Raw genomic sequence first — 14349 nt, forward strand, 5'->3', positions numbered from 1 at the left:
ATCAGTGTCCTGTCTCGAGTGCGCTCGAAGTCGACCCGTTTTCGGTCAGCCGGGGCAGGAGCGGCGCGAGCGCGTCGACGGCGCCGGCGCGTACCACGAAGCGGGTGACGCCCCAGCGGCGGCGGTGCCCGGCCACCGCCGCGACGATCTCGTCGGTGGTGCCGATCAGCACGAACGGGGTGGCCAGCACCTCCGCCGGGGTGAGGCCGGTCTCGGCGGCCGTCCCGGCGGCGACCGCCTCGGCGTCGTCGGTGATCGCGACGTGCTGGACCAGCGCCTCCAGGGCCGGCGGTGCGTCCCGACCGGCGGCGCCGGCCGCCACGTGGGCGAGCTGCGCCTCGAGCTGGTCGGCCCGCCACCGCACCTCGTGCGCGTGCCCGTCCGCCAGCGTGCGCCCGAAGCCGGTCAGGCCGACCACGTCGGCGTGCGCGCCGGCCCACCGCAGCAACGTGGAGTTGGCCGTGCCCAGGGTGAGCGGGATCCGGTCCTGGACCGGCCGCGGATCGTCGAGGCGGGCGGCGTACGCGGCCAGCTCCGGCGTGTCGACGGTGACCTCGTCGCCGGCCAGCAGCGCCCGGACCGCCCCGGCCACCGCCAGGCAGCGGCGGACCCGCCCGGCGACGTCGGGGCGCTCGCGCCCGACCGCCCGCCACTCACCCGGCGTGTGCCCGGCGCCCAGGCCGAGCCGCGCCCGGCCGCCGGAGACCACGTCCAGAGTGGCCACATCGGCCGCGAGCAGCATCGGCTCCCGGACCCCGGCGTTCGACACGTACGAGCCGAGGCCCAGCGTGCCGGTCACCGCCGCGGCGGCGGCCAGCGCCACGAACGGGGCCGGGCCGAAACCCGGATGGTCGGCGGCCAGCAGCGCGTCGAAGCCGGCGGCCTCGACGGTGCGGGCCAGCTCACCCCAGCTCGCCCCGCCCGTGGGCCGGGCCTGTACGGAGAAGATCGCCATCCCCCCAGTCTCCGGCCCTCCGCCGCCCCCCGCCGCCCCCTTCTGCCCAGGGCCGAAGGTGTAAGGAGGGGCCCCTGCTTAACGCATCCGGTAGAGAAGGGGCCCCTTCTTACACACCTCAGACCGCGTCGAGCCGCGCCAGGTCGGCGGCGGAGAGGCGGAGCGCGCCGGCCGCGACGTTCTGCGCCAGGTGCGCCGGGTCGCCGGTGCCCGGGATGGCGAGCACGTTCGGGCCCCGGGCCAGCGTCCAGGCCAGCCGGACCTGGGCGGCGGTGACGCCGTGCTCCCGTGCCACCGCGAGCACCTCCGGGTGCTCCTCGCCGATGGCCCCGGCCTCCCGCCCGCTGGTGGCGAGCGAGAAGAACGGCACGAACGCGGTGCCGTGCGCGGCGCAGTCCCGGATCAGCTCGTCGTGGATCCGGCGGTAGCCGAGGCCGTACGAGTTCTGCACGCAGACCACCGGGGCGATCGTGCGCGCCTCGGCGACCTGGTGCCGGCGTACCGCCGAGACGCCGAGGTGCCGGATCAGCCCCGCGTCGACCAGCTCGGTGAGCGCGCCGAAGTGCTCGGCCAGCGGCTCCGGCCCGTGCACCCGCAGGTTCACCACGTCCAGGTGGTCCCGGCCGAGCTGGCGCAGGTTCTCCTCGACCTGCCCGCGAAGCTGCTCCGGCCGGGCCGCCGGCAGCCACTCGCCGGACGGGTCCTTGCCCGGCCCGACCTTGGTAACGATGACCAGATCCTCCGGGTACGGCGACAGCGCCCGGTTGATCAGCTCGTTGGCCGAGCGCAACGGCGAGAAGTAGAACGCGGCCGTGTCGATGTGGTTGACGCCCAGCTCGACCGCGCGGCGCAGCACGGCGACGGCCCGGTCCCGGTCGCTCGGGCTGCCGTCGGCGTTCGCGGTCAACCGCATCGCGCCGAGGCCGATCCGGTTGACGGTCAGGTCGCCGAGCTGCCAGGTGCCGGCCGCGTCGGCATGGACGGTGTCGATGGTCATGCGGGTCCCCGTTCCTCGTGTCAAGGCCCCATGGTGGGGCCGAGCAGTGACACGCAGGCCGTCCGGGAACGGTTCAACCGCCGGGCCGCTCACCCTCGTCGGGCTGCTCGTGCCAGCGGGCCCGCCAGGCCGCCTCGTGCGCCTCGTGGCTGGTCCGCTCCTCGAAGACGAGCTTCCGCAGCGCCCGCCGGCCCTCGTCGAAGACGATCACCTCGGTCGCCACCATGCCCACCGTGATGACGGTCAGCAGCGCCATCGCGACCAGGCCCGGCACCCGCTGCGCGAGCGGGATGCTCGCGCCGAGCAGCAGCACCGTGACGACCCGGGTCCAGCTCAGCGTCCGCAACGTCCGCGCCTGGAACAGCATGTTGCCGCAGAGATAGCAGGCCACCCCGCCGAAGAGCAGCGGTACGCCCGGCCAGTGCGCGGGCCGGTCCGTCGGCACCTGCGGATCGGCGATGTCGTGCACGATCATCTCGGCGCCGAGCGCGAACAGGATGATGCCCGCGATCATCGGCAGGAACAGGTACGCGTACGCGTCCCGGGCCATCGCCACCCGGGGCCCGTCCCGGGCGGCGTGCAGGGCGATCCGGGCGGCCGGCCCGACCATGTCGTAGTGCGCCCACCAGAGCGCGGCGGTGAAGAAGATGCCGAGCACCGCCGCCGCCACGGCCGGCCAGGTGGGCGGCTGCCCGAGCAGGTTGCTGCCCACGCCGACCGAGATGACCGACTCGCCCAGCGCGATGATCAGGATGAGGTCGTACCGCTCGGCCCAGTGCTCGGCCGAGGCGACGCCCCAGCCCCAGGTGCCGGCCAGTATGCCGGTGCCGTACTGGAGCAGCGCGACCATGATCCACAGCCCGTCGCGGACCACCGACGCCGAGAAGAGGCCGTCGATCTTCGGCGGCACCAGCGCGGCGACCAGCAGCAACAGCGTGCTGCCGACCACCTCCGGGGCGAACCGCATCAACTGCCGGCGCTCGGCCGGGCTGTCCCGAACCACGTGCCGGTAGAGCAGCAGGTGCACCAGGCGCAGCACGGTGTAGCTGACCGCCGCGACGATCGGTCCGGCCGCGTTGCCGCGCGGGTCGCGGAACGCGTTCGGCAGCGACAACGCGAACGTGAACAGCGCCGCCATGCCGACCGTCATGAGCACCGGGACGAAACCCTCGCCGAGCCGGACCCGGGTGGCGACCACGCTGTGCACCACCCACGACCACCACAGCACGGCGAGCACCAGCAGCGCGTGCAGCAGCGCGCCGCCGGTCACCTGGAGCGCGGTGGCCCGGGTGATGATGAAGAACGAGAAGACGAAGACCAGGTCGAAGAAGATCTCGAACCGGTCCACCCGGGCCCCCGGGGCCACCGGTACCGCCGGCCCGAGGCGCCCCCGCCACCCGTACCCGCCCACCGGCCGAGTCTGTCAGCGTGCGGTCCGCGCCGGGGCGGAAACAACGAAGGGGTACGCGGCCGGAGCCGCGTACCCCTTGTGTGCCTGAGGCGTCAGAGACCCAGTTCGGCCTCGAAGTTGCCGCCCTCCAGCCGCTCCTTGACCGCGGTCAGGAAGCGGGCGGCGTCCGCGCCGTCGATGAGCCGGTGGTCGTACGACATGGCCAGGTAGACCATCGACCGGACCGCGATGACCTCGCCCAGCTCCGGGTCGTTGACCACGACCGGGCGCTTCACCACGGCGCCCGTGCCGAGCATCGCCGACTGCGGCGACGGCACGATCGGGGTGTCGAAGAGCGCGCCCCGGCTGCCGGTGTTGGTCAGCGTGAAGGTCGCCCCGGCCATCTCGTCCGGAGTGATCTTGTTGGACCGGGTGCGCTCGGCCAGGTCGGCGATCCGCTTGGCGATGCCGCCCATGTTGAGGTCACCGGCGTTGTGGATGACCGGCACGAGCAGCCCGCGCTCGGTGTCCACGGCGATGCCGAGGTGCTCGGCGGCCGGGTAGGTGATGGTGCCGCCGTCCAGGTCCATGCTGGCCTGGATGATCGGGTAGGTCTGGAGCGCCTCGATGGCGGCGAGCGCGAAGAACGGCAGGAAGGACAGCTTCACGCCGTGCCGGGCCTGGAACGACTCCTTGGCCCGGGCCCGCAGCTTGGCGACCTTGGTGACGTCGACCTCGACGACCGTGGTCAGCTGCGCCGTCTCGTGCAGCGACTGCTGCATCCGCTTGGCGATGGTCGCCCGGATCCGCGGCAGCTTCTCCGTGGTGCCCCGCTTGGCGCTCGGCTGCGGCTTGGCGGCCGGCTGGGCCGGTGCCTTCGCGGCCGGCTGCTGCTCGGCGGCGGCCGGCGCGGCCTTGGCGGCCTTCGCCTTCTCGGCCGCCTCCAGCACGTCCTGCTTGCGGATCCGGCCCCCCACGCCGGTGCCGTTGACCGAGCCCAGGTCGACGCCGTGCTCGGCGGCGAGCTTGCGGACCAGCGGCGTCACGTAGCCGGCGGCCTCCTCGCCGCCGCCCTGGGCCGGGGCGGTCGGGCGCTGCGGCGTGGCGGTCGGCGCGGCCGGCTGGGCGGCCTGCTCCGCCTTGGCCGGCTCGGCGGCCTGCTCCGCCTCGGCGGACGGCTCGTTGTAGGACACGCCCGGGGTGGGCTCCTCGACCTTCGGCTCGGGCTTCGGCTCGGGCTTCGCCTCCGCCTTGGGCTCGGGCTTCGCCTCCGCCTTGGGCTCGGGCTTCGCCTCCGCCTTGGGCTCGGGCTTGGGCTCGGCCTTCGGCTCGGCCGGCGCGGCGCCGGCCGCCCCGACGATCGCGAGCACGCCGCCGACCTCGGCGGTCTCGTCCTCGGCGACCTTGATCTCCAGCACGGTGCCGGCGACCGGCGACGGGATCTCGGTGTCCACCTTGTCGGTGGAGACCTCCAGCAACGGCTCGTCCACCTCGACGGTCTCGCCGACCTGCTTGAGCCAGCGCGTCACCGTACCCTCGGTGACGCTCTCGCCCAGGGCCGGCATGGTCACCGGGGTGCCCTCGCCGGACGACGCGGCGGGCTGGGCCGGCTCCTCGACGGCCGGCTGCTCGGCCTCGGCCCCGGGCTCCGCGGCGGCCTGCGCGGCCTGCTCCGGCTCGGGGCCGGTGCCCTCGGCGGCGGCGGTCGGCTCGGTGGCCGGCTCGACCTCCTCCTTCGGGGCGCTGCCCGCGTCCTCGCCCTCGCCGGCGATGACCGCCAGCTCGCTGCCGACCTCGGCGGTCTCGTCCTCGCCGACGACGATCCGGCTCAGCACGCCCGCCGCGGGGGACGGGATCTCGGTGTCGACCTTGTCGGTCGACACCTCGAGCAGGGGCTCGTCGACCTCGACGGTGTCACCCTCCTGCTTGAGCCAGCGCGTGACGGTGCCCTCGGTGACGCTCTCGCCGAGCCGGGGCATGGTGACCGATACCGGCATGTTCTCCAGACTCCTTCATTCCCCTGGTGGGATCATCGCCCGTCGCCGGACGCCGCGGTTGTCGTGTCAGGCGTGCGCGTGCAGCGGCTTGCCGGCCAGGGCCAGGTGCGCCTCGCCCAGGGCCTCGTTCTGGGTCGGGTGGGCGTGCACCAGCTGCGCCACCTCGGCCGGGTAGGCCTCCCAGTTGTAGATGAGCTGGGCCTCGCCGATCAGCTCGCCGACCCGGGCGCCGACCATGTGCACGCCGACCACCGGGCCGTCGTCCACCCGGACCAGCTTCACGTGGCCGGCAGTCTTGAGGATCTGGCTCTTGCCGTTGCCGCCCAGGTTGTAGTTGTAGGTCTTGACCTTGTCGGCGCCGTACTGCTCCTTGGCCTTCGCCTCGGTCAGGCCGACCGACGCCAGCTCCGGGTCGCAGTAGGTGACGCGCGGGATGCCGGCCTCGTCGATCACGGCGGGGGTCTTCCCGGCGATCTCCTCGGCGACGAAGATGCCCTGCTGGAAACCGCGGTGCGCGAGCTGGAGGCCGGGCACGATGTCGCCGACCGCGTAGACGTTCGGCACGCTGGTGCGCAGCCGCTCGTCGGTCAGGACGTAGCCGCGGTCCATCTTGACGCCCTGCTCCTCGTAGCCGAGGTTGGCGGTGGTCGGGCCACGACCGACGGCGACCAGCAGCAGCTCGGCCTCGACCGTGTCGCCGCCCTGAATGGTCAGCTTGACGCCGTTGTCGGTCTTCTCGACCTTCTCGAACGGCTTGCCGACCTTGAAGTTGATCTTCCGCTTGCGGAACGCGCGCTCCAGCGCCTTCGACGACTCCTCGTCCTCGGCGGCGACCAGCCGGGGCAGCGCCTCGACGATTGTCACGTCCACGCCGAAGGACTTCCAGACGCTGGCGAACTCGACGCCGATCACGCCGCCGCCGAGCACGATCGCCGACGACGGGACGCGGTCCAGGGTGAGCGCGTGGTCGCTGGTGATGATCCGCTCGCCGTCGACCTCCAGGCCGGGCAGGCTCTTCGCGTACGAGCCGGAGGCCAGGATCACGTTGCGGCCGGTGTAGCGCTTGCCGTCCACCTCGACCACGTTCTTGCCGACCAGCTTGCCGGCGCCGGCCACGAAGGTGATCTTCTTGGCGCTGCCCACCAGGCCCTGGAGGCCCTTGTAGAGGCGGGAGATCACGCCGTCCTTGTACGAGTTGACCGCCGCCATGTCGATGCCGACCAGCTCGGCCTTCACGCCGAACTGCTCGGACTCGCGGGTCTGGTCGGCGATCTCGGCGGCGTGCAGCAGCGCCTTGGTGGGGATGCAGCCGTTGTGCAGGCAGGTGCCGCCGAGCTTCCCCTTCTCGATGAGCGCGACGGAGAGATCCAGCTGGGCGGCACGCAGCGCCGCCGCGTAGCCGCCGCTACCACCTCCGAGGATGACGATGTCGAAGGTCGTGTCGTTCGGCTCGCTCACATCCAACTCCCAGGTCGCGTCGCTGCATCGGGGGTTACGGCGGAGTAACAGGCACACCCCACCTCGGTCATCTTGTCACCACCTCGCACCGAGCGCGTACCGAGGTGCCCAACGACACGTCGGCGGCACGTACCCTTGGCATCGTCTTCGATGACGTCCGGGGGAGGAGTGGGTCCGGTGGCGCTGTTCCGACGACGCAAGCGGGTGGCCGCGGTGAGCCGTGACCGTGCCGCCGAGCGCGCCGATCTGGACCATCTCGAGAACTTCGTCCGCACCCGACGGGGCGTCGAGGCGTTCCTGGAGCCACGGACGACGGTCACCGAGACCACCGTCATGCTGATCGCCGACGACGGCGAGTGGACCCGGCGGCGGGTCGGCAGCCCGGAGGACGCCCGGCGTTGGGCGCACCGGACCGCCATCCCGATCTACGACGTGAGGCTGATGGGCTACCCCCAGCGCATGCGCGACTACAACGAGCGCCGCAAGCGCCGTCCCGAGCTGTTCTGAGCGCCTCGGGCCGCAGGTGTTAAAAGGGGCCCCCTGCTATGCGGAATGCGTTAACAGGGGGCCCCTCCTTGCACCTCAGCCGTTGGCGGCCACGTCGTCGACCAGGTGGAGCAGGGTGCGGACCGGCACGCCGGTGCCGCCCTTGGTCCAGTAGCCGGTGGCCTCGCCCGAGTGGTAGCTGGGACCGGCGATGTCGATGTGCGCCCAGGCCACGTCGTCGGTGACGAACTCCCGCAGGAACACGCCGCCCTGGAGCATGTGACCGGCGCGGTCCATCCCGGCGTTGACCTGGGAGATGTCCGCGACGTCGGACTCCATGCCCTTGCGCACGTCGTCCGGCAGCGGCATCGGCCAGGCCGGCTCGCCGGTCGCGTCACCGGCCACCCGGACCCGCTCGCACAGCTCCGGGCTGCCCATCACGCCGGCGATCCGCTTGCCCAGCGCGATCACCTGGCCACCGGTCAGCGTCGAGGTCTCGAACAGGTAGTCGGCGCCGTCGGAGCAGGCCCGGGCCATCGCGTCGGCCAGGATCATCCGGCCCTCGGCGTCGGTGTTGAGCACCTCCACCTTCTTGCCGTTGAACATGCTGATCACGTCGCCCGGCCGGTAGCTGGCGCCCGACGGCATGTTCTCCGCCATCGGCAGGTAGGCGGTGACCGTCACGTTCGGCTTGAGCGCCGCCACCGCCAGCATGGCCGCGCCGACCGCCGCCGCGCCGGCCATGTCCGACTTCATCTCCCACATGCCCTGCGCCGGCTTGATCGAGATGCCGCCGGTGTCGAACGTGATGCCCTTGCCGACCAGCGCGACCCGCTTGCCGTTGCCGCCGCCGGGCGGCGTCCAGGTGAGCTTCACCAGCCGCGGCGGTGCCTCGGAGCCCTGGCCGACGGCGAGGATGCCGCCGTACCCGCCGGCCGCCAGCGCCGCCTCGTCGAGCACCTCGACCTCCAGCCCGGCCTCCCGGGCGGCGGTCGCCACGGCGTCGGCGAACGCCGGCGGGCGCAGCTCGTTCGGGGCGGTGTTGACCCAGTCCCGGCTGGTCCGTACCGCGCCGGCCACCGTCTGCGCGCGCTCGACCTCGGCCAGGGCGGCCGCGTCGGCCGCGTCCGGCACCGCGACCAGCAGCTCGGACACCGGCTCGCGCCGGGCCGGCTGCGGCTTCGTCTTGTAGCCGGCGAACCGGTAGCCGCCGAGCAGCGCGCCCTCGGCGACCGCGCGCAGCGCGGCCGGCGCGTCGGCGTCGTCCGGCAGCGGCAGGGCGAGGGCGACGCGGGCAGCGCCGGCCAGCGCCCGGACCGCCGCGCCGGCGGCCCGGCGCAGGGACTCGGGGGCGGGCGCGGCGCCGGCGGGCTCCGGGCCCAGCCCGACGGCGGCGACCACCGGGGCGGTCACCGTGCCGAGCGTGGCCAGCTTGATCACCTCGCCGGGGCCACCGGTCGCGCCGAGCAGGGCCAGCGTCTCGGTCAGCTTTCCGTCGAACGCGGCGGCGATGCTCTCCGCGCCGCTGGCCAGCAACAGGGCACCGGCGGGTGCGCCGTCGCCCGGTCCGTTCGGCTGGCTGTGCACGCCGATCACGATCGCGTCGACGGGAAGTTCGGCGGGGTCGGTGTCGACCAGGCTGAGGGTGGTGCGGGGCGATGTCACGAAAGCTACTCCGGGCGGGCCGGGCCGGCCGCGTCGTCGCGTACCGGCGATGAAGGTCTCTCCGGCGGCAACCTACCCGCCGGAGGCGTGGCTGTCCCGCCGATGCGTACCGACGGGATCCCGCCGATGCTAACCACCGGGGTCCCGGCCGGTAAGTTGCCACCATGACCGAGGTGACCTCCGACGCTGCCGAGACCCGGCTGCGCCGTTCCCCGCTGTACGAGCGACACACCGCGCTCGGCGCGAAGTTCGCCCCCTTCGGCGGCTGGCAGATGCCGATCGAGTACGCCGGCGGCGGCGTGCTCAGGGAACACACCGCCGTGCGGACCGCTGTGGGCGTCTTCGACGTCTCGCACCTGGGCAAGGTCCGGGTCACCGGGCCCGGCGCGGCCGACTTCGTCAACGCCTGCCTCAGCAACGACCTCGGCCGGATCATGCCCGGCCAGGCGCAGTACACGCTCTGCTGCGACGACGCCACCGGCGGCGTGGTGGACGACATCATCGCCTACCTGCACGCCGACGACCACGTCTTCCTGGTGCCCAACGCGGCGAACACCGCCGAGGTGGCCCGCCGGCTGCGCGCCGCCGCGCCGGCCGACGTGACCGTCACCGACGAGCACGAGGCGTACGCGGTGCTCGCGGTCCAGGGACCGGGCTCGGCGGCGCTGCTCGACGCGCTCGGGCTGCCCACCGCCCACGACTACATGAGCTTCTCCACCGCCACGTCGGCCGGCGTCGAGCTGACCGTCTGCCGCACCGGCTACACCGGTGAGCTGGGCTACGAGCTGGTCGTGCCCGCCGAGCACGCGGTCGCCGTCTGGGACGCGCTGTTCGCCGCGGGCGACGACGTGCGGGCGTGCGGGCTGGCCGCCCGGGACACGCTGCGCACCGAGATGGGGTACCCGCTGCACGGGCAGGACCTGTCCCTGGAGATCACCCCGGTGCAGGGCCGCTCCGGCTGGGCGGTGGGCTGGGACAAGCCGGCCTTCTGGGGCCGGGACGTGCTGCGCGCCGAGAAGGCCGCCGGACCGGCCCGTACGCTGCGCGGGCTCGCCGCGGTCGACCGGGCCATCCCGCGCCCCGGCATGGCCGTCCACGCCGGGGACCGCCGGGTCGGCACCGTCACCAGCGGCACGTTCAGCCCGACGCTCAAGCACGGCATCGCGCTCGCGCTCGTCGACACCGACCCGAAGCTGCCCGACGGCGAGGAGCTGACGGTGGACATCCGTGGCCGGCGGGCCCGGATGCGCCTGACCAGGCCGCCGTTCGTCCAGCCCTCGGTGCGCTGACCGGCCCGGGTCAGCCCTCGCCGCGCTCGCCGGCGTCGAGGACGGCCTGGGTCCAGCCGCCCTCCAGCACACCGGTGCCGTCCAGCACGGCCCAGTCGACCACGTCGGACGCCTCGACCACGACCGGCGAGCCGATCCGCACGCTCGGGTCGGTGGTGGCGTCGGTGGCGCTCGCGCCGACGATCCGTTCCGGGGCGTCCCACGAGGTCACCCCGGCCCAGACGTACTCCGGGCCGTCGTCGCCGGGCAGGCCGTACTTGACCACGAGCTGGCTCTCCGCCGGCAGCCCGCCGGCCAGGAACCGGGCCCGGATGTCGCCGAGCGCGGCCCGGGCGGTCGCCACCGCCCGGCTCATCGCGTCGTCCGTGCGGGTGTAGCGGACGTCGGGCTGGATGCCGTTGAACAGCGTCGCGCAGGCGGCGGCGAAGTAGCGGCCCGGCGGCCCGGGATGCCCCGGCGGCGGGTTCAGGCTGAGGAACGAGTCGGCGTCCGGGTCGGTGGCCGGGTCCAGTTCCAGCCGGAGCAACACCGGCGCGGTCGCGCCGTGCTGCTCCGGATTGCCGTACGCGACCGCGATGTCGTGCCCGGTCACCGTGGCCAGCACCGGGAGCTGCACGAACGCCGGCACCTCCTCGCCGGCCAGCCCGTCGGTCCAGTCCCGCAGCAGCCGCCGGGCCGCGCCGGTCATCACCGCGCCCCAGGCCCGGGTGAGGTGGTCCGGCACGCCCTGGGCCTGCAACTCCAGCAGCCCGAACCGGCGCAGCCCCTTGGTGGTGAACCAGAGCCCGTCGGCGTCGGACGAGTAGGGCACGAGCACCCAGTCGACCAGCCGGATCCGGCCCTGCTCGTCCGGCAGCGAGCGCAGCGCCGCCGCCGGGTCGAGGAACTGGAGACCGAACACGTCGACCACGTCCCCGCCGACCGTCTCGGCGATGGCCGCGGCCACCGCCCGGGCCGCCCACTCGTGCGCCGGCGGCCAGCCGGGCCGGTACTCCGCCTGCACCACCACCAGGTGGGTGGCGGCGGCCAGCCGGGCGAGCTGCTCGTCGGTGGCGCCGAACGCGGCCAGCAGGTCCGGCGGAAGCTCCGGGAACTCGCTTATCGATCGCGTGTCCACGCTCATCAGCGGGCTGTCCAGCATCTGCTTGGCCAGCCCGTGCACCGGCCCGGCCAGCCGGCCGGTCAGCCCCTCGACCGCGGTCTTCGGGCTCACCCGGGGCAGCCCGTCGATCGGCACCAGGTAGGTCGCGTCGAGCGACTCCGGCACCGGTACGGGCAGGAAGTCGTCCGTGATGAGCATGCCGTCTCCCTCGACCACGCCGGTGCACTCACCCGAACGCTACCCGGCCGACCGGGCGGCGATCAGCCGGTCAGCACCAGTCCCAGGTAGGACAGCGTGGTGACGACCTCCACCAGGGCCCCGAGGACGTCGCCGGTGATGCCGCCGAAGCGGCGTACCAGGTGCCGGAGCAGCCCGGCCGCGACGGCGAGCGCGCCGAGCACGGCGAGCGGCCCCTGCCACGGGCGGCCCGGCGCCGCCGGCACGGCCAGCAGCGCGACGGCGAGCGCGCCGAGCGTCACGACGCCCCACCCCACCGTGCCGGCGACCAGCGCGCCCAGCCCGTCCGGCCGGGCCGCCGGCACACCACGGCGGCAGGCCAGGCCGACCGCCAGCCGTCCGGCCGCGGTGGCCGCGACCACCGCGGCGAGCGCCGCGACCGCGTCCCGCCCGACCAGCTCCGCCAGCACCGCGGTCTGGAGCAGGAGGGCGACCACCAACGCGACCACCCCGAACGGGCCGACGTCCGGCTGCTTCATGATCGCCAGCGCGGCCGGCCCGCGCCGGTACGACCCGAGCGCGTCCACGGTGTCGGCCAGCCCGTCCAGGTGCAGACCCCGGGTGAGCAGCGCGCCCAGCCCGACCGTCACCCCGGCGGCGACCAGTGGCGGGGCGAGCGCCCCGGCCAGCAGCAACGCTCCGCCGAGCACCGCGCCGAGCAGCGCGCCGACCGCCGGGGCCAGCGCCATCGCGGTGCCGGCGGTGGCCCGGTCGACCCGGCCGGCGCGCACCGGCGCGGTGGTGAACGTGGTCAGCGCCAGCCGGACGCCGTCGGCGAGCCGGCGCTCAGTCGGCACGTCGGCCGGGCGAGACCGGCTGGTCGTACCCGACAGTCGTCGGACCCGGTCCGGCCGGCTCCGGCTCGGCGAAGTCCGGCTCGTCCGCCGGTCCGGCCGGCGCCTCGGAGTCGGCGCCGCCCAGCGACGGGTGCACCGGCAGCGAGGCGGCGAGCGTCAGCGCCGAGCGCAGCAGCGGCAGCGCGGCCAGCGCGGTCGCCCCCTCGCCCAGGTCGAGGCGCAGATCCAGCAGCGGAGTCAGGCCGAGCACGTCGGCGGCGAGCCGCACCCCGGGCCGGCCGCCGTGGTCGGGCAGCAGGCACCAGTGCCGGGCCTGCCCGGCCAGGTCGCGGCTGACCATGCCGGCGGCGGTGCCGACCGGCCCGTCGAGCAGCACCGGGACGCGCCGGGCGGTGGCCCCGAGCAGCACGCCGGTGGCCGTCGCGATGTCGCCGCCGCCCAGCTCCGCCAGGATGTCCTTGGCCTCCCGGGGGGAGCGTCGGGTGCGGTGCAGCGCGTCCCGGACCGCCGCGCAGCGGACCATCCAGGCGTTGTCGTCGATCTCGCCCTGGTCGTTCACCACCCGACCGAGCACCGCCGGTGGTTCCGCGCCGGCGGTGGCCGCCAGCACCGCCGCGGCGGCCGCCTCGGCGCCGGCCCCGCACGCCGCCAGCACCAGCAGTTGTACGCCCGCGTCGGCGGCCTGCTCGGCCAACCGCCACCCGTAGCGCAGCGCGGCCTCGACCTGCTCGCCGGTGAGCGCCGGGCCGTCCTCGAACGGCGCCGAGGCGGGCGCCTCGACGACCTGGAGGCTGGCGCCGTTCTCGGCGGCCAGCCGGGCCAGCGCGCCCCGGCCGGCGCGCGCCTGTCGGGCGCGCCGCGCCGACTCGCCGGCCACCGCGCCGGCCGACGCGCCGCCTTCGTGGTCGCCGTGCAGCAGCAGCACCCGGACGCTGGCCCAGGGACGGGGGTTCGCGCTGCCCTGGGTGGCGGCGGCGAAGCCGACCACCTGTTCCAGCACGCCCAGACCGGCGCCGGGAACGTCGAGCGTGGCGAGCCGGTCGACCGCCTGCGGGCCGGTGTAGTCGTCCGGCATCGGCAGTTCCATGCCCGGCTGGATGACCAGGCCGGTGGCGATCATCGGCAGCGCCATGGTGGGTGCCGCCCAGTCGCCGGCCCCGGCCGGGCCGGCCGACGCGCCGGCCGGTGCCGGCGTCGCGGCCGGGGTGAGCACCTCGGGCAGGGCCACGTCGTCGACGCCCCGACCGCCGGCCGCGTGCCGTGGCTCGGGCGGCGCGCCGACCGTGGTGTCCGGGTGGGATCCGCCCACGGCGGCGTCGGTTGCCGCCCCGGCCGGGTGGGCGTGGGCCGCCGGCGGGTGCGCCGGCACGGTCGGGAGCGACGCGGCGGGCGGCTTGAGCCAGGCGGTCTGCCCGGCCACCACGAGCGCGACCGCGTCGCAGGCGTCGGCCACCGCCCGGTTGGTGGCGCCCAGCGCGTCGGTGAACGCCCGGCCCAACGGCGTGGTGGGCACCAGGGACAGGCCCACCTCCGGGCTGACCAGCACCAGCCGGGCCTCGCTCGCCCGCACCGCGGCGGCCAGCTCGGCGACGGTGGCGGTGTCGTCGGCCGGCTGGTGGGCCGGGTCGAGCAGCACGGTGACCCAGCCGCCCAGGTCGTCCACGAGCAGCGTGTCGTTCGGGCCGGCGGCGGTGATCACCTCGGCCAGCCGGCCCGGATCCGTCGCGGTCTCCTCGGTGGTCCAGCTTCCCGGCCGCCGGGCGCGGTGCGCCGCGAGGCGGGCCGCCCACTCGGTGTCATCCGGATCCCCGGCGGGGGCGGTGGCCACGTAGCGAACCATGGGCGCGTCGGCGACCAGGGACTCGGCGAACTCGGACTTGCCGGAGCGGATACCGCCGAGCACCAGGAGGGTGTGCCACCCGTCAACGGACATGCCCGTACCTTAGTTCTCCCGCCCCCGTCCCGCCCCACCCCCT

The 14349-nt window shown here is 74.7% G+C and carries 11 protein-coding genes; 2 read left to right on the forward strand and 9 right to left on the reverse strand.

Features of this window, described 5'->3' with window-relative positions:
* Nucleotide 1: 1 nt before the first annotated feature.
* The 5 genes from ACLQ2W_RS19655 to lpdA form a co-directional block, all read right to left on the reverse strand.
* Nucleotides 2–955 (reverse strand): LLM class flavin-dependent oxidoreductase, encoded by a 954-nt coding sequence (locus ACLQ2W_RS19655; protein WP_425787675.1) that lies wholly within the window; start codon nt 953–955, stop codon nt 2–4.
* Nucleotides 956–1073: 118 nt separating this feature from the next.
* Complete coding sequence (locus ACLQ2W_RS19660) at nt 1074–1952, reverse strand: oxidoreductase (protein WP_425787676.1); 879 nt, start codon at nt 1950–1952, stop codon at nt 1074–1076.
* A gap of 73 nt (nt 1953–2025) precedes the next feature.
* Nucleotides 2026–3363, reverse strand: coding sequence for a low temperature requirement protein A (locus tag ACLQ2W_RS19665; RefSeq protein WP_425787677.1), 1338 nt, complete (start codon nt 3361–3363; stop codon nt 2026–2028).
* A 92-nt stretch (nt 3364–3455) separates the two neighbouring features.
* Complete coding sequence (gene sucB, locus ACLQ2W_RS19670; protein ID WP_425787678.1) at nt 3456–5339, reverse strand: 2-oxoglutarate dehydrogenase, E2 component, dihydrolipoamide succinyltransferase; 1884 nt, start codon at nt 5337–5339, stop codon at nt 3456–3458.
* 66 nt (nt 5340–5405) lie between these two features.
* On the reverse strand, nt 5406–6797 hold the full coding sequence (gene lpdA / locus ACLQ2W_RS19675) for a dihydrolipoyl dehydrogenase (protein WP_396771270.1): 1392 nt from the start codon (nt 6795–6797) through the stop codon (nt 5406–5408).
* A 177-nt stretch (nt 6798–6974) separates the two neighbouring features.
* On the opposite strand from lpdA, the gene ACLQ2W_RS19680 reads away from it, so the two are divergent.
* On the forward strand, nt 6975–7304 hold the full coding sequence (locus tag ACLQ2W_RS19680; RefSeq protein ID WP_107161658.1) for a hypothetical protein: 330 nt from the start codon (nt 6975–6977) through the stop codon (nt 7302–7304).
* A 75-nt stretch (nt 7305–7379) separates the two neighbouring features.
* On the opposite strand, the gene ACLQ2W_RS19685 is transcribed toward ACLQ2W_RS19680, so the two are convergent.
* Entirely contained in the window at nt 7380–8948 is a 1569-nt protein-coding gene (locus ACLQ2W_RS19685) for a leucyl aminopeptidase (RefSeq protein WP_425787679.1), read from the reverse strand.
* 164 nt (nt 8949–9112) lie between these two features.
* Between ACLQ2W_RS19685 and gcvT the strand changes: the two genes are divergently transcribed.
* Nucleotides 9113–10237: a glycine cleavage system aminomethyltransferase GcvT gene (gcvT, locus tag ACLQ2W_RS19690; RefSeq protein WP_425787680.1), complete on the forward strand. Its 1125-nt coding sequence runs from the start codon at nt 9113–9115 to the stop codon at nt 10235–10237.
* Nucleotides 10238–10247: 10 nt separating this feature from the next.
* On the opposite strand, the gene ACLQ2W_RS19695 is transcribed toward gcvT, so the two are convergent.
* The 3 genes from ACLQ2W_RS19695 to ACLQ2W_RS19705 form a co-directional block, all read right to left on the reverse strand.
* Entirely contained in the window at nt 10248–11537 is a 1290-nt protein-coding gene (locus ACLQ2W_RS19695) for a DUF2314 domain-containing protein (protein ID WP_405090610.1), read from the reverse strand.
* Between the two features lie 62 nt (nt 11538–11599).
* Nucleotides 11600–12373, reverse strand: a complete 774-nt coding sequence (locus ACLQ2W_RS19700) for an adenosylcobinamide-GDP ribazoletransferase (RefSeq protein WP_425787681.1) — start codon at nt 12371–12373, stop codon at nt 11600–11602.
* A complete protein-coding gene (locus tag ACLQ2W_RS19705) occupies nt 12363–14306 on the reverse strand; it encodes a bifunctional adenosylcobinamide kinase/adenosylcobinamide-phosphate guanylyltransferase (protein WP_425787682.1) in 1944 nt (647 codons plus the stop codon). The genes ACLQ2W_RS19700 and ACLQ2W_RS19705 overlap by 11 nt, the downstream gene beginning before the upstream one ends.
* Nucleotides 14307–14349 lie beyond the last annotated feature (43 nt).

It is taken from the genome of Micromonospora sp. DT227, from assembly GCF_049841835.1.
In the GTDB taxonomy this organism is placed as follows: domain Bacteria; phylum Actinomycetota; class Actinomycetes; order Mycobacteriales; family Micromonosporaceae; genus Micromonospora.